Source organism: Nonomuraea sp. NPDC003804, assembly GCF_040610675.1.
Taxonomy (GTDB): Bacteria; Actinomycetota; Actinomycetes; order Streptosporangiales; family Streptosporangiaceae; genus Nonomuraea.
In genome coordinates, this window is the sequence record NZ_JBEXMT010000055.1 from 13,198 (window position 1) to 30,152 (window position 16,955).

Below are 16,955 nucleotides of genomic sequence, written 5' to 3' on the forward strand. Positions count from 1 at the left end.
CAAGCACAGGGCGGTGGGGGAGACTCGCCCCGTCCCGATCCACCCTGAGCTGTGCGCCCTGCTGCGGGAGCACATCAAGCAGCTCGGGACCGGTCCCGTACGGGCGCACCTTCATCGGCTCACTGATCGCGCCTACCTCAAGGTGTTCCACGAGGCGCGAGCGGATGGTCCTGCCGTCGCCAGCGAGCATTCGCTGCCGTCTGCAGAAGATCGGCATGACCCGCGCTCACGAGTCGGCCCGCCACCTGAGCATGGTGGCGGGCGCGATCGGCGGCGCCGCCGCACCCGACTGGCGGCGTTTCGCGTTGTCCGGAAGTTCGATCAAGACAACGGCCCCCCGGGACAATCGGGAGGGCCGTGATGTGTGCTTCCCAGCGCTCGTCCGGACCAGCGAACCGGCGCTGTGGATCGTCCTGACCGAGGCTGATGCCCTCCTCGGTGACCGGCGCGAGAAGCATCCCCCGTAACGGTGTTGTCCACTGCGGGAGCCGGGCCTTCTTGGCCACGGCCGCATCCGAAGCGCACGTCATCACGAGGGGCGCCGTCCCCAAGGGTGCTGATCTGGGACGACGCCTCACCGGAACGATCGACGCAATTGCCGGACTGTGGTAGCGGTGGCTGAACCGGTCAGCCCCGTGCACTACAGGTAAAGGCGCATGACTCAGACGTCAGGGCTGGAGGCACACGACGTGCAACGGATCAATTCAGCCGCAGTAGGCGTTTCCGACGCCCTCCAGCGGGTTGCTGGAGCCGACCTGGCCGTAGAACTCGATGCACTTGCCCCTGGCGTACACGCTGACGGGGCCCGCGTAGTACTTGTAGTACTGGGCGTCGGTCTTCGACGCGCCGCCCTCGACCCCGAGGGTCACTCGGATGTACTGCGAGACGCCGGGCGTGTTGGTGTAGGTCATCGCGCAGTTGTAGCCGGTCGAGGAGTTGTAGTAGACGGCGATGTAGCCGCCCTTGATGGGCCAGTTGTCCAGGTGGGTGCCCGAGCAGGTGGCGGCCGACGCGGGGCTCGCCGTACCGACCAGAACGCCGGCGCCCAGGATGGCGGCGGCGGCGATGGTGCGCAGCTTCAAGGAGTCCTCCGAGATCGTTAAGTGATCGCGGAGGACTTTACCAAGGCTGTTCCTATCTGATCGATCCGGCTGTCAGTCCGCCCACCACCTTGCGCTCGACCAGCGCGAACAGGATGATCACCGGGATGGCGGCGATCAGCCGGCCGGGCGGCGCCGCCACCGGTCCCGCCCGTCAGCGGCGGCGACTTCACCGGCTCCGGCGGTACCGGCCAGGGCAGATCAACTTCCCGCAATCATGGGCCCGCTGGCCGCGCACGCTCGCCACGCTCCAGCCCAGGTCGGCCTCTGACGCCGACCCTGATTCGACATCCAGCTAATTTGACATCTCTCTAAGCAGTGTCGCACTATAGGCACTGCTTAGATGAACTTCTAAACAGGAGGTGCGCGATGCGCGCTCGGTTCCGCCGCTACCGCCAGGGTCCGACTTTCGTCTTCAACGAGGCCACCGGCGAGGTCTGCGACGCGGCGTGCCGCTCCAGGGCCGCCGTGGACCGTGTCCACATCGACATCCTGCTGTTCCGCTGAGCCGTACCGAGACCCAGGAGAAGCCATCATGAGCGCCAGTTGCTGCGGCACCACCGCCTCCCTCGAACTTGAGCAGAATGTGACCTCCGGCGCCGCCGGCGTGCTTCCGATCGTGGTGATCGGTGCGGGCCCGGTCGGACTGGCCGCCGCCGCGCATCTGACCGAGCGGGGTCAGGACTTCCTGGTCCTGGAGGCCGGGGGTCAGATCGCCGCGTCGGTCGCCCAGTGGGGCCACGTCCGTGTCTTCAGCCCGTGGAAGTACAACATCGACGCCGCCGCCCGCCGCCTGCTGGAGGCCGACGGCTGGACCGCGCCCGACGCCGACTGGCTGCCCACCGGCGCCGAGCTCGTCGACGACTATCTCGCGCCGCTGGCCAAGCTGTTCGGCGACAAGGTACGGCTGGGCGCCAAGGTGAGCGCGATCAGCCGTCTCGGCTATGACCGAGTCCGCACCAACGGCCGCGAAGACGCCCCGTTCCTCATCCGCCTGGAGGGTGGCGAGGAACTCCTGGCCCGCGCGATCGTGGACGCCTCGGGTAGCTACACCAGCCCGAACGTGCTGGGTGCGAGCGGCCTGCCCGCCCACGGCGAGGCCGAGGTCGGCGACCTGGTCGACCACGCCCTTCCCGACGTGCTCGGCGACGACCGTGACCGCTACGAGGGCAGGCACACGCTCGTCGTCGGCGCGGGCCACTCGGCGGCCACCACGCTGCTCGCCCTGGCCCAGCTGGAGAACACGCCGATCACGTGGGCGATCCGCGCGGCGGGCGCCAGCCGTACCTACGGAGGCGGCGAGGCCGACGCGCTTCCGGCTCGCGGCGCGCTCGGCACCCGCCTGCGCGCCCACGTCGAGTCGGGCCGCATCCGGCTGCTGACGGGCTTCTTCACTCACTCCGTCACCCGCAGCGGCGACCAGGCGATCGTGGTCAGCCGTGACCCGTCCGGCGCCGAGCAGTCGGTCACCGTGGACCGCATCGTGGTCGCGACCGGCTACCGCCCCGACCACTCCATCGCCTCCGAGCTGCGCCTGGACCTGGACCCGATTCTCGGCTCCACCCGGCGGCTCGCCCCGCTGATCGACCCCAACCAGCACTCCTGCGGCACCGTCCCCGCCCACGGCGTCGACGAGCTGTCCCACCCCGAGCCCGGCTACTACGCCGTCGGCGTCAAGAGCTACGGCCGCGCCCCGACGTTCCTGATGGCCACCGGCTACGAGCAGGTCCGCTCGGTTGTCGCGGCGATCGCGGGCGACTGGGAGGCGGCCCGTGACGTGCAGCTCGACCTGCCGGAGACCGGAGTGTGCTCCTCCAACCTGGCCGAAGCTCAGGAGCAGCGCGTCGGCCTGGCCACCGGCGTCAGCGGCGGCCTGCTGGCCACCCCGCTGCCGCTGGTCACCGTCGGCGCCTCCGACGGCGGCGGCTGCTGCGGCTGAAAGCAGGGATCACCATGTCAGACGGCTACCCGACCGCAGCTCAGAAGGAGGCCTTGCGCCTCATCTGCGACCACGGCTGGGAGCGGTCGCGCTCGCCCAAGCTGTCGGCTACATCTGGGTGATGGGCGCGGTCACCACCGCTTGCGTGATCGCCGCATTGGCCTTGGTCGCCTACCATCGCCTATAATTTCGATAGTTTTCGAAGTAAGGGGTGCCGGATGACCGCCGTGACGAGCCAGTGCTGCGCACCGATCGCGCGCGAGCCGCTGTCGGAGGACGCCGCGGCCGAGCTGGCGCTCCTGCTCAAGGCGGTCGCCGATCCGGTACGGCTGCGCCTGCTGTCGATGATCGGCTCCCACGCGGGCGGCGAGGCCTGCGTCTGTGACCTCACCGACGCCTTCGACCTGACCGCGCCCACCATCTCCCACCACCTGAAGGTGCTGCGCACCGCCGGCCTCATCGACGGCGAACGGCGCGGCACCTGGGTCTACTACCGGATCATCCCCGAGGTGGTGAACAAGCTCGGCGCGTTGTTCACCCCGCTCGCCCAGCCGGCCACCGCCGCCACCACCGCGTCCGGCGGTCCGGTCGACGTGGAACTCCTCACCGTATGACGGTGCGCCCTCGCGCCACCGATGTCCTGGTCATCGGCGGCGGTCAGGCCGGTCTGGCCGCCGGCTACTACCTGCGGCGAGCCAAGGCCGACTTCGTGATCCTCGACGCTCAGGAGCAGCCCGGCGGAGCGTGGCGGCACGTCTGGCCGTCGCTGCGCCTGTTCTCGCCCGCCCAGTACAGTTCGCTGCCCGGCCGCATGATGCCCATCCCGCCGGACGGCGGCTGTCCGAGCGCCGCCGGCACCGTCTCGTACCTCGCCGACTACGAGCGCCGCTACGACCTGCCGGTGCAGCGCCCGGTGACCGTGCAGGCGGTACGGCGGGCCGGCGAACGGCTCCTGGTGGAAACCGACCGCGGCACCTGGCCGGCGCGCGTGGTGATCAGCGCCACCGGCACCTGGTGGCGCCCCTTTCTCCCGCACTATCCGGGCACGCGCGACTTCCGCGGCGAGCAACTCCATGCCGCCGGCTACCGCGGCCCGGAGCCCTTCGCCGGCAAGCGCGTGGTGATCGTGGGCGGCGCCAACTCCGGCGCGCAGATCCTCGCCGAAGTCTCCGCCATCGCCGAGACCACCTGGGTCACTCTCCGCCCGCCCCGCCTGCTGCCCGACGAGCTCGACGGGCGCGCGCTGTTCGAGCACGCCACCCGCCGCCTGCACGGGGACGGCGCCAATCTGGGTGACATCGTCGCCGTGGCGCCGGTGCGCGAGGCGCGTGATCGGGGAGTGCTGAAGGCCGAGCCCATGTTCGCCTGCCTCACCGAGACCGGCGTCGCCTGGGCGGACGGCACCACCTGGGACTGCGATGCGATCATCTGGTGCACCGGCTTCCGCCCCGCCCTCGGCCATCTCTCACCCCTCAAGCTGCGCGGCCCCGACGGCCTCATCCCTGTCCACGGCACCCAGGCGATCGGCGAGCCACGCCTGCACCTGCTCGGATACGGCGACTGGACCGGCCCCGCCTCCGCCACCCTCATCGGCGCCGGCCGTACGGCACGCGACATGGTCACGGCCATCGCCGGCCAACTGCGGCTTAATTAGAAATCCTTCTATATTGATTTGCCTCTAAGTAGACGGCTAGACTCGCCCTTGCTTAGATGGCTATCGAATCTAGGAAGGGTTCCGTCATGGCAACCGAGACCTCCGGCGGCTTCATCGGCGATATGCAGGACGCTTTCACACCGCCCGCGGCGGGCGGCTGCTGCGGCGCCCCCGCCCCGGCGTCAGATGCGGCGTCCGCCGCGGCAGCGGCGACCATCTGTTGCGGGAGCGCGGCCGCCGCGACCGATGCAGCCGCTGCCGGCTGCTGCGGGCAGGCGCCGGCTGCTGCCACTCCTGCCCCGGGCGGCGATGCGGCCGGATGCTGCGGATGACCTCCTCCTCGCCCATCCAGGCGGCGGGGTCAGCCATCGCCCTTGAGCAGGTGTCGATCCAGCGGATGACCGCCACCGTGCGCGAGCTCGCCGGCGACCGCTTCGCCGGCCGCCGCGTGGGCACAGCCGGCGGGCGGTCCGCCGCAGAATGGCTCGCCACCCAGCTGCGGGATCTGGGCGGCGAGGTCGAACTGGTCTCCTTCCCGGTCACCGGCGTGCGCGAGCTGTATGCCACGCCGGTCCTGGAATGGAAGATCGACGAGCAGTCGCGAAGGCTGGAGCACCGGCGTGATTTCGTCGAGCACCTGGCCTCCGCGGAGCTTCCTCATCCGCTCACCGCGCCTCTGGTAGCAGACACGGACGACGCCGACGTCCGCGGCCGATGGATCCTGGCCGAACCCGGCGACTGGGCGAAAGCCTGCGGCAAGGCCGAGCAGGGCGGCGCGGCCGGTGTGCTGACCGCGCGCGGTACCGACGCCGAGGGCTGGATGCCCAAAATGATCGCCGGGCCGGGCGTCCGTGCGGCCCCCGTCGTCGCGCTGCGCATGGAACTACACCGCGAGCTGTCCGGCGCACTGGCCCGCGGGGCCGTCCAGGTGACGGCGTCGATGCCGCTGCGGCCGGTCACCGCCGAAGGCCGCAACGTGCACGCCCGCCTTGGCGACGGGCCTGCGCGCGTGCTGCTGACCGCCCACTACGACGGCGTCGGCGACGACCCGGAACGCCGGCTGCCGGCCGCGGCCGACAACGCCTCAGGCGTGGCCGCGATCCTGGAAGCCGCCCGCGTGCTCGCCGCGCATGCCGTACCGATCGACCTGGCGGTGGCCTTCCTGGACGCCGAGGAGGCCGGCGCCTGGGGCTCGGCCCACCACGCCCCGACCGTGCCGCCGGACACGATGGTGATCAATCTCGATGGAGCGGCTCAACTGCACCAAGCCGCCTCCGTGGAGGCGGGCGGCCCCGCGCACGCCCTCCTGGCCGCCATGGACCAAGCCGCCCGCGAAACAGGCGTGCCGCTGCGAGCAGGTGCCATGGCCTCCGACAACCGACGGTATGCCGCGGCAGGACTGGCCGCGCTCGGCATCGGGATGGGCATGCCGGGCTACCAGACGCCCGCCGAAACGCCGGACCGCGTCGACAGGGACACGCTCCTGGCCGCAGCCCGGTTGATCACCGCCACGGTGTGGCGGCTGGCTCACGCCGGGTCCTGAGCCAGCTCCTTCAGCAACGCCCGCACGCGGCGTTCGATCTCGTCGCGGATCGGGCGGACGGCCTCGATGCCCTGGCCTGCGGGGTCGTCGAGCTTCCAGTCCTCGTACCGCTTGCCGGGGAAGATCGGGCAGGCGTCGCCGCAGCCCATGGTGATGACCACGTCCGAGGCCTGGACGGCGTCCGTGGTGAGGATCTTGGGGTGCTGGTCGGTGATGTCGACGCCGACCTCGCGCATCGCCTCGACGGCCACCGGGTTGATCCGATCGGCGGGCGCCGATCCCGCGGAGCGGACCTCGACGCGGTCGCCCGCCAGGTGGGTGAGCCATCCGGCGGCCATCTGGGAGCGGCCTGCGTTGTGGACGCAGACGAACAGGACGCTGGGGGTGTCGCTCACGGGTGGATACCTTCCTTCGCTGGACTTGCTGATCACACTGGTCAGGCTGCGGGGATGCCGAGGTCGTCGAGCAGGCGACGGACCCGGCGTTCGATCTCGTCGCGGATGGGCCGTACGTCCTGGACGCTCTTGCCGGCCGGGTCGTCCAGTTCCCAGTCCTCGTACCGTTTGCCCGGGTAGACGGGGCAGGCATCGCCGCAGCCCATCGTGATGACGACGTCGGCGGCGCGGACGATCTCCTCGGTCCAGGGCTTGGGGAACTCGCCGGTGATGTCGATGCCCCGCTCGGCCATCGACGCCACGGCCGCGGGGTTGATCTCGCCGGCGAACTCCGAGCCGCCGGACCAGGCCAGCGCTCGGTCGGCGGCCAGCTGCTGGAAGAAGCCCAGTGCCATCTGGGAGCGTCCGGCGTTGTGGACGCAGAGGAACAGCACGACGGGCCGTCCGTCGCTGTGCCCTTCCACGCGGACCAGGGCGTGCAGGCGCTGGCGGGCGAAGCGTTCGGCCAGGAGCGGCAGATAGTTGGGGATCTTGCCGTGGATGGCGAACTGGTCGTAGCTGGTGTGCAGGAACCGTTCGACGGTCTCGGTGCCGAAGGTGCCGGTGAATTCCTCGGCCAGACGGCGAGCGGCCGTGAACAGGGCGTGCTGCTGGTCGACGGACAGGTCCGGGTGCCGGTAGGTCTGGGACATGGCTCACTCCTGTGGAGAGTGCACGGCGGGCGCCAGGCGCTGGACGCGGTCGGCGATGTCGGTGTAAGCCCGCTCGAACGCCTCGTCGCCGCCGGCGCGGACGGGGTCCGGGATGGACCAGTGCAGCCGGTCGATGTCGGCCAGCTGCTCGTGGGCGGCGTCGCAGACGGCCACGACGAGGTCGTCGGGGCGCAGTGTCTGATCCACGTGGCGGGTGGCGGCATGGTCGAGGTCGAGGCCGTGGTGGGCGGCCAGGGTGAGCGTGCGGGGGTGGACGCGCGGTGCGGGATGAGTGCCTGCCGACGTGGCAGGCACGGTGCTGGCGCGACTCCACAGGGCGGCGGCCAACTGGGAGCGGGCGGAGTTGTGGGTGCAGACGAAGACGATGCGAGGGGCGGGCCGGGCCGCGGCCGGCAGCAGACCGGACAGCGATTGCGGCACCAGACGCAGGTAGGTGCGCCTGCGGTCGCCTTCGGATCGACGGCGTTCGACGACGCCCGCTTCCTGCAGCAGCTTCACGTGGTGGGCGAGCAGGTTGGTGGGCAGGCCGAGCGCCTGGCCGAGCTCGCCCGGCGACGCGTCGCCCAGCAGCAGCCGGTCCACGATGGCCAACCGCCCCGCGTCGCCGAGCGCGGCGTGCACGCGCGCTCGGGCCTCCACCGAAGAACTCCAGTCAGCGTTCATTGAGTCAATAATTATTGAGTAAACATGGGAGCGCAAGCGGCGACCGGTCAGCGGGAGTCCGGATGCGGGACGACCGGCTCGGCCGTGCCCACTACGGGGCGGCCGAACAGTCCGTGGACCAGTAGCAGGCCGATGGCGCCGCCGACCAGTTGGGCGACGACGAAGCCTGGCACGGAGGCGGGGGCGATGCCGGCGAAGGTGTCGGAGAAGGCGCGGCCGACGGTGACGGCGGGGTTGGCGAAGCTGGTGGAGGAGGTGAACCAGTAGGCCGCGCCGATGTAGCCGCCCACAGCCAGCGGGGCGAAAGCCGTACCGCCCGACCGGGTCAGGCAGAAGATCACCAGCACCAGGCCCGCGGTGGCGACGACCTCTCCCAGCCACAGGTGCGCGCTCGCCCGCTCGGTGGTGGACCAGGTGATCACGGGCTTGTCGAACATCGCGTTGGCCAGCACCGCGCCGCCGATGCCGCCCAGCACCTGGGCGGCGACGTAGCCGCCGAGCTCGCCCGTCCGCAGCCCCCGGCCGGTCTGCCGTCCCTGCCACCAGTCGGCCAGCGACACCACCGGGTTGAAGTGGGCGCCGGAGACCGGGCCCAGCACGACGATGAGCACGGCCAGGCCGAAGACAGTGGCGGTGGAGTTCTCCAGCAGCTGCAGGCCCACATCGTCCGGGGAGAGAGTCTGGGCCATGATGCCCGACCCGACGACCACGGTCACCAGCAGCGCGGTGCCGAGGAACTCGGCCAGCAGCCTGCGCCTCATCGGGCCACCTCAGCCGGTACGGCGAGCAGCGCCGACAGTTCGGCGAGCCGGTCGGGCACGATCCGGTAGTACACCCAGGAGCCGCGCCGTTCGCTGGTGAGCAGGCCGACGTCCTTGAGCACCTTGAGGTGGTGGCTGATCGTCGGCTGGGCCAGGTCGAAGCTCGCGGTCAGGTCGCACACGCACGCCTCGCCGCCCTCATGGCCGGCCACGATCGAGACGATGCGCAGCCGTACCGGGTCTCCGAGCGCCTTGAACGCTCGCGCGAGCCCCGCCGCTCTCTCCTCGTCCAGCGGTTGACGCACCAGCGGCGCGCAGCAGTCCAAGACCGTCAGCTCATCCATGGGCGTCAATATTGACGCCCATGGATATCAGCACGGTCAAGGCGAAATGAACGTCAGATGGACGCGTCCTCCACGCCGGTGACCGAGCTCCGGCGCTCCATGAGAATCACGTCGCGCCAGACGCCGTGGTGCCGGCCGATGCGTTCGCGGGTGCCGACCACTCGAAAACCCAGCGCCTGGTGCAGGGAAAGGCTGGCGGTGTTCTCGGGGAAGACGCCGGACTGGATCGTCCAGATGCCCGCGTCCTCGCTGGCGGCGATGAAAGCGGTCAACAGCGCGCGGCCGATGCCGTGCGCCTGGCAGCCGGGATGGACGTAGACGCTGTGCTCCACCGCTCCGGCGTAGACGCACCGGCTGGACACCGGCGAGGCGGCGACCCAGCCCAGGACTTCGCCGCTGTCGGTGTCGGCGGCGACGTAGCGCAGCCCGGGCAGCTTGCCGTGGTCGAACGCCTCCCAACTGGGGGCGGTGGTCTCGAAGCCGGCATGGCCGGTGTCCAGCCCGGCCTGGTAGATGGCCAGCACCTGGCTCGCGTCGGCCTCGCGCATCGGGCGGATCTCCAGGCCGGGACCGATCGCGGGCTTGACCGCCTGGACGATGGCCGAGTGGACCCCGTCGCCGTGGTCAGCCGTAAGGGTCATCGAGGTGCCGACGAAGCCGGTCGAACGCAGCAGGTCGCGGTACTCGGCCACCTCCAGGGCGCCGGCGACGCAGCCCACCCGCTGCTCGGCGGCGGCGCGCCGTACCGGGTCGAGCGTGCCTTCGGTCACCATGTCGCTGATCCCCAGCCGCCCGCCCGGGCGTAGGACGCGGAAGGCCTCGGCGAGGACGGCCGCCTTGTCGTCTGACAGGTTGATCACGCAGTTGGAGATGACGACGTCCACCGAGTGGTCCGGTAGCGGGACGGCCTCGATGGTGCCGTGCAGGAACTCGACGTTGGCCGCGCCGGCCTCCGCCGCGTTGCGTCTGGCCAGCTCGATCATGTCGCCGCTGGCGTCCAGGCCGTAGGCCTTGCCGTATGGGCCGACCCGGCGGGCCGACAGCAGGACGTCGATGCCGCCGCCCGAGCCGAGGTCGAGCACGGTCTCGCCGGCGCGCAGTTCGGCGACGGCGACCGGGTTGCCGCAGCCGAGGCTGGCCCGGGTGGCGCCGCCGGGTAGCTCCGCGGTGTCGTCGTAGCCGGCGGTGCCGAAGCAGCCCTTGTCGAACTCGTCGGCCGAACAGTCGATGATCGTCTCGCCGGTCATGGCGGCGCGAGCGAGTCCGGAGTATCGCTTGACGACCTCGTCGTGGGCCATGGCTGCCTCCTTCAGTCGCAGATCGGAGTGGCGGGAACGGGCTTGCCCATCACCACGTCGGCGGCGGTGGGGAAGCAGCTCACGCAGTTCTCGTTGATCCGGTACAGGCTGCTGGTTCCCTGCCGTTCGACCAGGACGAAGCGCACCTCGGCCAGGATCTTCAGATGGTGCGACACGGTCGACTGGCCGACACCGGAGGCGGTCACGATCTCGCCCACGGTCATCGGCTCGCGGCGGCGTGCCAGCAGCGACACGATCTGGATGCGCGTGGCGTCGGCCAGCGCTTTGAACCAGCTCGCGTACTCCTCGGCCTCGGCCCGGTCCAGCGGCTTCGCATCGTTATTCATCGATTATCGACGATAGTCGATTATCTGGCCAAGGTCCAGCCGCTCAGGACTGATCACCTGCTTCAGGACGTTCACGTCGCCGGCTCGACATGGCTCCATACGGGGGTTTCCGCTCCACAGGGGTGCACAGCGTGGACGTTCTTCTGCGCGTCTACGCGAAGTGCATTCACGGACAGCAGGACGCGGCTATGAAGCGCATCTGGGACGCCACTCGTGACTAATCCCGTGGGAACGGAGTGGGAACGATCAACCGTGAATGGCCGTAGGAAGCCGTAATCAACCGGAGTGAACAGAAGAGGCCCGTCGCCGCGTTTCCGCTGGGGTCCTGTACCCGGCGAGAGCCGACGGGGTGGAAGTGTTCACCGCGCCTGCGGACTGGAAGCTGGACGCGCTACCGGTCTCCGCCGAGAACGTGCACGCGCTGTCCGGCGCCGACGACCGCGCCCAGGCCAACGCCACCACGCTGGCCCGCCCTACTTCGACCCGGCCAGCGGGCGCGTCGTCGCTCCCGCGACGCCGGCGGGCAGGGACACCGCGAGCCAGGTGCTGACCGGGACCGCGCTGGACAACGGCGACGCCGACGAGACCCTCTCGATCGGGTTCGAGAACGAGGATGCACCGGCTGCCAAGGCCGCCGCGGTGCCCGCTGCGGAAACTCCGTACTTGATCACTCCTCGGTATGCCGAGGTCGCCAACAGCTATCAGGCGCTGAACGCCATCACCGACCAGGTGCTCGATCTGAACGCGACGATCCCGGCGGGAACCGCGCTGTTCGCCACCCATATCTGGTCCGAGCGCAACCTGGTCGTGGTGCAGTCCACCGACGCCTCCACAGGGCTGCGTAAGGCATTGGCGGACCGGTACGGCACGTACAACGTCGCCATCTGGCTGCGGTCGGAGAGTGAGCGACCGCAACTGGACGTCGGCACGACGTCCTCCACCTCCACCTCCACCTCCGCCGTAGCGGACAGCCGACAGAATGACACGGGAAAGCTCAACGGCGGCTCAGCGTTCACTTCCTCCAAGCCCGACGGCACCCCATTCGGGGCGTGCACGACCGGATTCGCCATGGGGACGGCGGCCGACAACCTCATGGTGAGCGCCGGGCACTGCGTTGCGTCTGTCGGAATCACGAGCGCCGGTGTCGTCGAATGGACGAACTGGGTGGCCGGTCAAGGCACGATCAAACTGCCGAACCAGCCGACCTATTATGGCGACGTGTCCCTGATGCAGACGGTACTCGGCCGGGTCACCAGCCCCACCATCTTCATCTGTGGCAGGGACTCAACAGAAAAGCAATTCGGGGGCGGGCGATTCTCGGTCCCCGCGCGAGATACAGACCAGTACTGCGTCGGCGGCGCCAGCCCGGATCCGGATACCCTGTCCAACGGCCAGATCTGCCGCTTCAAGGTCGCCGACATCGGCTGGAAGCTCGAGACCCCGACGAGCACGACACGCTGGGTTCAGGTAGAAGAAATCCGGAAGGTGCACGATCGACGGTGACTCAGGCGCCCCGGTCTACACCTTCCGCAAGAGCGATGGATACGTGGTGGCCAAGGGCATTCACCACGGCAGCGAAAACGCCGACAACAGCCCTGTCCGGTCCACCTGCATCAATTACTTCACCGACATCCATGACGTGATGAAGGCCGTCGGCAAGGATATCTACAAGAAATGAACCCCCTGGGCCCGTCCTTCCTGTGGCGCATGTGCTGCCTCCTGGTGCTGGCCGTCGCCGTCTCCATGGTGGCTGGCATGCGGGAGTCCCGGCCGGTCGAACCGCCCTTTCCCGGGCGGATCGACACGGTCATGGTGGAAGGACGGGTCCTCATCCTGCAGGTCTTCGGCGGGGCGAGCGGCTCGGCATGTCTCCAGGCCGACAAAGTCGAAGCCGTCGAGTCTGAGGCGAGTGTTCGGCTTCGGATAGTGCTTCGCGACGCCTGCCCGCCCCCCGGACGCACGCTGCTGGAGATGTGGCGGGACGAGTTGTGGCCGCCTGCCGTGCTCGACATCCTCCGTGGCGTCGAAGTGCCCGTCCTGCTCGAGCGGCCCTTGGGACGCAGGAAGGTCGTCGACGAGACAGGCCGCGAGCTCCGAGTCTGCCCGATCACGGGCTCGCGACGGAAGACCATGCAACAGTGCCTGACGTAGGGTGCGGGCGCCGAATCTCCAGCCAAGCGCACGTCTGGAGTTGGCGGCACGATTCGTAGTGTCGCCAGCCCTACCTTTCTCGCTTTCGGGCGGCTCCTGACAGCGGGACCGCCTCAAGGGTGAGCATTTCGGCGGTAACGCAATCTGCCCCGCCGCCGCCACGGCTGGGCAGATTGCGTTACCGCTATCAGGCGGCGAAGCAGTACTCGAACCTGGGCAGCTTGATGCCGAGAATCGCCTCGATGATGGCGCAGGTCAGGACCTCGGCCATGGACGGCGGGACCGCGTTGCCGATGAGCTTGACCTTGTCGCGCGCGGTGTCGGCGACGAACTTGTAGTGGTCGGGGAACGACTGCGCCCGCCGGAACTCGGGAATCCTGAGCATCCGGAGCAGGATGGACGACACATCGATCTGGCCGTCTGCGGTAAGCAGCGCCCACCGATCGCGGGTGGGCACTGTCCCAACCGGCTCGTTCACGCCCTGCACGCGTCCGTTGCCGTAGTAGGCCATCAGCAGCGTCTCGGGCATGGGCAGGACGGACGGGGCGGTGACCAGCGACTGGTGCCCGGTCGTGGTGACCGTGCGCATGTGCTCGGTGGTCGGAGTGACGTGCTCGCGCCCGTCTCCCTTGCTGCCGTTGTTGCGCATAAGGAGCGAGGGCGGCGGCGTCCAGCCGGGATGGACGCCGAGCCCGTGATGGTAGCCGCCGGCCGTAACCGCGTGCGCGGGATCCTCGAACGCGGGCCTCGACCTGAACTCGTCACCACCGCCATGGAACGGGAACATCAGCGGCAGCATCCCGTCCTGGAAGTCCGGGTCGCTGGCCAGCGCGTGGTTGGAGCCGTCCGAGACAAGGGTCGCCAGCGGGTCCGTGGTCGGGTTCGTGTTCCGCGCCCGGTCCGACCGCATCAGCGACAGGAACGCCGGGAACGCCAAGCCAGCGGCAGCGTCCCGGCGGGCAAGCTGACTGACGGATGGAAGGTCCGCTGGCGCGCCCGCGCGGTCGCTGGCGAACGTGTGTCCAACTGGTCGGAATGGCAATTGCTCGCCGTGGACACCGTCAATCCAGGAGAGGAACCACTGGCCCAGACGGCAGGCCCGGTCATCCGCAGCGACCAGAGCTTCACCGTCGCCGCATGGCTGCGCTGGGCGGACAAGGACGGCAACTACAGCGTCGCTGAGCAGCGAGGTGTCCACCAAGCTCCCTTCCGCTTGGGTAACACCGCTGACCACGGCCTAGTGTTCACCCTGACCAGCGCGGACAGCGCGGCCGCCATCAACGAGGGGGTGCTGTCGGGCGTCGAACCACCCGTTGGCACCTGGTTCCACCTGGTGGGTGTCTACGATGCCGCGGCCAAAACCGCCACTCTGTACCTCGACGGGAAGCTGGTGAAGACCCAGTCGTTGAGCTTTGCCGGATGGCATGCCGAGCAAGCCATGACGCTGGGCAGCAGCATGCGGGGCGACCTGGATGAGCTGCGTACCTACCAGCGGCCACTCACCGCGGACGAGGTCGGCTCGCTGGCCGCAAGTTCAACCGCAGCGGCGGCCACACCACCGGCCACAGCCACAGCCACAGCTGAGGTGACCGAGTCGGCAACGCAGAACGAGCCCGACCCGTACGAGGTCAACTATCGGCACTTCTCCCTCGACACCTGCCGGGCGAAAGGCCCCAAGGAGGCCATCTGGGGAATCTGGACGGACGCCACCGTCTTCAGCGGCTGCTCCGTCAGATGGTTCGGGATCAGTGTGTGGGTCAACGACATTGACCCTGACACCGGCACAAGCAAGAAGGTCAGGCTGAAGCTCCCCGACGGCTCGCCGGGCCTAGACCTGATGATGCGGTCGACCACAGTGATCAACACGTACCTGGGGACACGTGACGGAAGCGGGATCCGCAATCCGGGAAGCGACGGCGTAACCGGCCCCCTGACCCCGCAGGAGTTCTCCATGTGGGTCGCATTCGACCAGGTCGACTTCCAATTGGAGACCGGCATCGGGAACTCGCGGCTTGAGCTGTCGGTGACGTCCAAGCCGGGCTCCAGCGGCTCGACATGCGCCAAGACGATAAATGGTGATCGGGAGGCTCCTGTCAAGGACTGGAACGGCACAATGCGATACTTCCGCTTCAAGTCCGAGAGCTCCGGCGAGGAGGTGCGTAGGTGCTCGGTGTTCCCCTGGGTGAAGATCAAGGACCTCGTCACCTCAGTGGGGCCGTCAAGTTTTCCGCTGTGGGGCAAACTCGACGACGACCGGCAGAACGGCATCTGGACTCCTCCGACCGTTCGCTGCGACGACCTTACCCTGGGCCCGGGCAGCCCGGGGTCGTGGCCGGAAGAAAAGCGCGTCCGCTACACGGGCGCCTGCATCTTCCCGGACGTGAGCCGCATTTACCGAACGGATGTGGACCACGTCAAGCGAGGGCCGGTCGCCGCACATATCTGGGCTGCCTACAACACTCCCGACGATACAGTGCCCAAGAAGGCGCAGGGGCAGAAGGTGGTCCCAGGAAACTGGGACGGGACGACTGCTCGTGCCCGGGCCCCGCTGACGCGGATCAACGAGAACGAACCGCGCCCCCTTGACCCGGACGGCCGAACGTGGGGAGCGGTCCAGGTATCGGAGAGAACTAAGGCATGCCGGGCGGCCCAGGTGGTCGGCGACTGTGACGAGTTCCCGTTCAACTCCGTCAAGGAAGGCCCTGGATGGGGCGACGGCAATTTCTCCGTTCGCGGAGTGCCGGTCAAAAACAACCGGAGCGACGGCTGGTATCTGACCGTGTTCTACTCGCGATACCGCGTGCTCATACCAGAGGGCACCACGCGGCCTAACGGTGACCGGTTCTGGGTGAGCGTCAAGGGCACACCGTAACCGGAACTCGAGTGTCGCCCGGCCCTGTGGGCCGGGCGGCAGCTTGCTAGATCATTCGAATTGGGAGGCTGAACGTGCCTGCGGACCATCTGTTTCACCTGCTTCGCTCCTACGATCCCAGCGATGTTTCGATGCAGCAGTTCTACGCCGTATGGTGCGAAGGCATCCCAGTCGAAGAAGCGGTCGTCCTCTTGAACGGCGATCCTGGCACCGCGGTGCCGGACAGCTTCGCCGGGTGGGGCTCCGGCTCTGACGGGAGCGGCGATGAGGCCGGCGGCCTGTTCGCGGGGACTCTCGGCGGCTGGACCGTGCTCATAGGTGACTACCGCGTCACCGAGAATGAAGCGTTGCTCGCCCTGTCGCGCGATGACAGGCGGGCGCTGGCAATCAGCTGGGATCTCCACGGCGAAAATACGCTGAAGTACGCCCAGGACGGTGAGCTAATCACCGTCCTGGATGTTATCGACACGAACTACCGGTCGGGCCGCGATCCGGACGCCCTCGACCCGTACCTGCACGGCCTGCGTTTCAACATCGACGAGCGCAAGCCCGGCGTGCCTGTCATCGATCCGCGCGAGAGCTTCACATCCGCGCTGGTCGCTATCGGCAGGATGGTCGGCCACGAGATCGACAAGGAATGGCTGGACGCCACGCATACCTCATACGTCGTATGGGCCGAAGGCCTTGACTGACAGACCTTGATCACGATCGCCCAGCCGGTGTCTCTCTCTGTTCGTTGGCCAGTCCGGCGGGACGACTTCCTTGATCGCTACATCGCTTCCCAAGGTTTCCTCCCAACCGTGGCCCATCCCGCCCTGGTCACCGAGCTCAACCAGTCAGTAACGGGTCATGCAGGCCCCCTGCAACGGACCGGTAAGCAGTTCAAGCTGGATGACGTGGCGGCGCAACTCCTCAGCGGCCAGTGGCCCGGTGGCACTGCGGACCAACACAAGGCAGCCCGCTACCACGACAACCGGGCCAGAGTCGCTGACCGACTCCATATCGCCCGGCACCGGTCGCTCGGAGGCCGAATCCGTGGGAACGGAGTGGGAACGATCAACCGTGAATGGCCGTAGGAAGCCGTAACCAACCGGAGTGAACAAGAGAGGCTCGCCACCGCGTTTCCGCTGGTGGCGAGCCGCATGGAGCGGGGTTGGCAGGTCCCGGGTGGGAAC

Annotated in this window: 20 protein-coding genes; 11 read left to right on the forward strand and 9 right to left on the reverse strand. The window is 68.7% G+C overall.

What is annotated here, in order from left to right; all coding sequences use genetic code 11:
• Positions 1-164: 164 nt before the first annotated feature.
• On the forward strand, positions 165-467 hold the full coding sequence (locus tag ABZX22_RS43395) for a hypothetical protein (RefSeq protein WP_354922613.1): 303 nt from the start codon (positions 165-167) through the stop codon (positions 465-467).
• Positions 468-704: 237 nt separating this feature from the next.
• Here ABZX22_RS43395 and ABZX22_RS43400 read toward each other — a convergent pair whose 3' ends face one another.
• The gene (locus ABZX22_RS43400; RefSeq protein WP_354922616.1) at positions 705-1,082 is read right to left on the reverse strand and encodes a hypothetical protein; all 378 of its coding nucleotides are present in this window, start codon (positions 1,080-1,082) and stop codon (positions 705-707) included.
• Between the two features lie 387 nt (positions 1,083-1,469).
• Between ABZX22_RS43400 and ABZX22_RS43405 the strand changes: the two genes are divergently transcribed.
• From ABZX22_RS43405 to ABZX22_RS43425, 5 genes are all read left to right on the forward strand, one after another.
• Complete coding sequence (locus ABZX22_RS43405) at positions 1,470-1,607, forward strand: hypothetical protein (protein WP_354922619.1); 138 nt, start codon at positions 1,470-1,472, stop codon at positions 1,605-1,607.
• Between the two features lie 28 nt (positions 1,608-1,635).
• A complete protein-coding gene (locus ABZX22_RS43410; RefSeq protein WP_354922622.1) occupies positions 1,636-3,039 on the forward strand; it encodes an FAD-dependent oxidoreductase in 1,404 nt (467 codons plus the stop codon).
• A 218-nt stretch (positions 3,040-3,257) separates the two neighbouring features.
• Positions 3,258-3,653, forward strand: coding sequence for a metalloregulator ArsR/SmtB family transcription factor (locus ABZX22_RS43415; protein WP_354922625.1), 396 nt, complete (start codon positions 3,258-3,260; stop codon positions 3,651-3,653).
• A complete protein-coding gene (locus ABZX22_RS43420; protein WP_354922628.1) occupies positions 3,650-4,693 on the forward strand; it encodes an ArsO family NAD(P)H-dependent flavin-containing monooxygenase in 1,044 nt (347 codons plus the stop codon). Before ABZX22_RS43415 ends, ABZX22_RS43420 begins: the two co-directional genes overlap by 4 nt.
• Before the next feature lie 319 nt (positions 4,694-5,012).
• Positions 5,013-6,236 carry a M28 family peptidase gene (locus ABZX22_RS43425; protein ID WP_354922631.1) on the forward strand — a complete coding sequence of 408 codons (1,224 nt, stop codon included), beginning with the start codon at positions 5,013-5,015 and terminating at the stop codon, positions 6,234-6,236.
• On the opposite strand, the gene ABZX22_RS43430 is transcribed toward ABZX22_RS43425, so the two are convergent.
• From ABZX22_RS43430 to ABZX22_RS43460, 7 genes are read right to left on the reverse strand one after another with little or no spacing between them, the layout of a single operon-like run.
• Complete coding sequence (locus tag ABZX22_RS43430; protein ID WP_354922634.1) at positions 6,221-6,631, reverse strand: arsenate reductase ArsC; 411 nt, start codon at positions 6,629-6,631, stop codon at positions 6,221-6,223. The two genes, ABZX22_RS43425 and ABZX22_RS43430, sit on opposite strands and share 16 nt — an antisense overlap.
• Positions 6,632-6,672: 41 nt before the next feature.
• Entirely contained in the window at positions 6,673-7,323 is a 651-nt protein-coding gene (locus ABZX22_RS43435) for an arsenate reductase ArsC (RefSeq protein ID WP_354922637.1), read from the reverse strand.
• Between the two features lie 3 nt (positions 7,324-7,326).
• Positions 7,327-8,007: a MarR family transcriptional regulator gene (locus ABZX22_RS43440; protein ID WP_354922640.1), complete on the reverse strand. Its 681-nt coding sequence runs from the start codon at positions 8,005-8,007 to the stop codon at positions 7,327-7,329.
• A 47-nt stretch (positions 8,008-8,054) separates the two neighbouring features.
• Complete coding sequence (locus ABZX22_RS43445) at positions 8,055-8,768, reverse strand: MIP/aquaporin family protein (protein WP_354922643.1); 714 nt, start codon at positions 8,766-8,768, stop codon at positions 8,055-8,057.
• Positions 8,765-9,112, reverse strand: coding sequence for a metalloregulator ArsR/SmtB family transcription factor (locus ABZX22_RS43450; protein ID WP_354922646.1), 348 nt, complete (start codon positions 9,110-9,112; stop codon positions 8,765-8,767). The genes ABZX22_RS43445 and ABZX22_RS43450 overlap by 4 nt, the downstream gene beginning before the upstream one ends.
• Positions 9,113-9,165: 53 nt before the next feature.
• Positions 9,166-10,410, reverse strand: a complete 1,245-nt coding sequence (locus tag ABZX22_RS43455) for a GNAT family N-acetyltransferase (RefSeq protein ID WP_354922649.1) — start codon at positions 10,408-10,410, stop codon at positions 9,166-9,168.
• A gap of 11 nt (positions 10,411-10,421) precedes the next feature.
• Positions 10,422-10,757: a metalloregulator ArsR/SmtB family transcription factor gene (locus ABZX22_RS43460; RefSeq protein ID WP_354922652.1), complete on the reverse strand. Its 336-nt coding sequence runs from the start codon at positions 10,755-10,757 to the stop codon at positions 10,422-10,424.
• A gap of 543 nt (positions 10,758-11,300) precedes the next feature.
• Between ABZX22_RS43460 and ABZX22_RS43465 the strand changes: the two genes are divergently transcribed.
• The 3 genes from ABZX22_RS43465 to ABZX22_RS43475 are packed head-to-tail and all read left to right on the forward strand — an operon-like array spanning position 11,301 to position 12,908.
• The gene (locus ABZX22_RS43465) at positions 11,301-12,260 is read left to right on the forward strand and encodes a hypothetical protein (RefSeq protein WP_354922655.1); all 960 of its coding nucleotides are present in this window, start codon (positions 11,301-11,303) and stop codon (positions 12,258-12,260) included.
• Positions 12,261-12,306: 46 nt separating this feature from the next.
• Positions 12,307-12,435, forward strand: coding sequence for a hypothetical protein (locus ABZX22_RS43470; protein ID WP_354922658.1), 129 nt, complete (start codon positions 12,307-12,309; stop codon positions 12,433-12,435).
• Positions 12,432-12,908 (forward strand): hypothetical protein, encoded by a 477-nt coding sequence (locus ABZX22_RS43475; RefSeq protein WP_354922661.1) that lies wholly within the window; start codon positions 12,432-12,434, stop codon positions 12,906-12,908. Before ABZX22_RS43470 ends, ABZX22_RS43475 begins: the two co-directional genes overlap by 4 nt.
• A gap of 187 nt (positions 12,909-13,095) precedes the next feature.
• On the opposite strand, the gene ABZX22_RS43480 is transcribed toward ABZX22_RS43475, so the two are convergent.
• The gene (locus ABZX22_RS43480; protein ID WP_354922664.1) at positions 13,096-13,845 is read right to left on the reverse strand and encodes a DNA cytosine methyltransferase; all 750 of its coding nucleotides are present in this window, start codon (positions 13,843-13,845) and stop codon (positions 13,096-13,098) included.
• Positions 13,846-13,926: 81 nt separating this feature from the next.
• Between ABZX22_RS43480 and ABZX22_RS43485 the strand changes: the two genes are divergently transcribed.
• Both ABZX22_RS43485 and ABZX22_RS43490 read left to right on the forward strand, forming a co-directional pair.
• Complete coding sequence (locus ABZX22_RS43485) at positions 13,927-15,780, forward strand: LamG-like jellyroll fold domain-containing protein (protein WP_354922667.1); 1,854 nt, start codon at positions 13,927-13,929, stop codon at positions 15,778-15,780.
• A 74-nt stretch (positions 15,781-15,854) separates the two neighbouring features.
• A complete protein-coding gene (locus tag ABZX22_RS43490; RefSeq protein WP_354922670.1) occupies positions 15,855-16,472 on the forward strand; it encodes a DUF6461 domain-containing protein in 618 nt (205 codons plus the stop codon).
• Positions 16,473-16,955: the final 483 nt, after the last annotated feature.

What these genes read in the sequence shown, in the direction of transcription:
- ABZX22_RS43420 (WP_354922628.1), top strand. Translation starts at nt 3,650, where the DNA reads ATGACGGTGCGCCCTCGCGCCACCGATGTCCTGGTCATCGGCGGCGGT.
- ABZX22_RS43415 (WP_354922625.1), top strand. Translation starts at nt 3,258, where the DNA reads ATGACCGCCGTGACGAGCCAGTGCTGCGCACCGATCGCGCGCGAGCCG.
- ABZX22_RS43425 (WP_354922631.1), top strand. Translation starts at nt 5,013, where the DNA reads ATGCTGCGGATGACCTCCTCCTCGCCCATCCAGGCGGCGGGGTCAGCC.
- ABZX22_RS43475 (WP_354922661.1), top strand. Translation starts at nt 12,432, where the DNA reads ATGAACCCCCTGGGCCCGTCCTTCCTGTGGCGCATGTGCTGCCTCCTG.
- ABZX22_RS43410 (WP_354922622.1), top strand. Translation starts at nt 1,636, where the DNA reads ATGAGCGCCAGTTGCTGCGGCACCACCGCCTCCCTCGAACTTGAGCAG.
- ABZX22_RS43455 (WP_354922649.1), bottom strand. Translation starts at nt 10,410, where the DNA reads ATGGCCCACGACGAGGTCGTCAAGCGATACTCCGGACTCGCTCGCGCC.
- ABZX22_RS43450 (WP_354922646.1), bottom strand. Translation starts at nt 9,112, where the DNA reads ATGGATGAGCTGACGGTCTTGGACTGCTGCGCGCCGCTGGTGCGTCAA.
- ABZX22_RS43440 (WP_354922640.1), bottom strand. Translation starts at nt 8,007, where the DNA reads ATGAACGCTGACTGGAGTTCTTCGGTGGAGGCCCGAGCGCGCGTGCAC.
- ABZX22_RS43445 (WP_354922643.1), bottom strand. Translation starts at nt 8,768, where the DNA reads ATGAGGCGCAGGCTGCTGGCCGAGTTCCTCGGCACCGCGCTGCTGGTG.
- ABZX22_RS43435 (WP_354922637.1), bottom strand. Translation starts at nt 7,323, where the DNA reads ATGTCCCAGACCTACCGGCACCCGGACCTGTCCGTCGACCAGCAGCAC.
- ABZX22_RS43395 (WP_354922613.1), top strand. Translation starts at nt 165, where the DNA reads ATGGTCCTGCCGTCGCCAGCGAGCATTCGCTGCCGTCTGCAGAAGATC.
- ABZX22_RS43405 (WP_354922619.1), top strand. Translation starts at nt 1,470, where the DNA reads ATGCGCGCTCGGTTCCGCCGCTACCGCCAGGGTCCGACTTTCGTCTTC.
- ABZX22_RS43460 (WP_354922652.1), bottom strand. Translation starts at nt 10,757, where the DNA reads ATGAATAACGATGCGAAGCCGCTGGACCGGGCCGAGGCCGAGGAGTAC.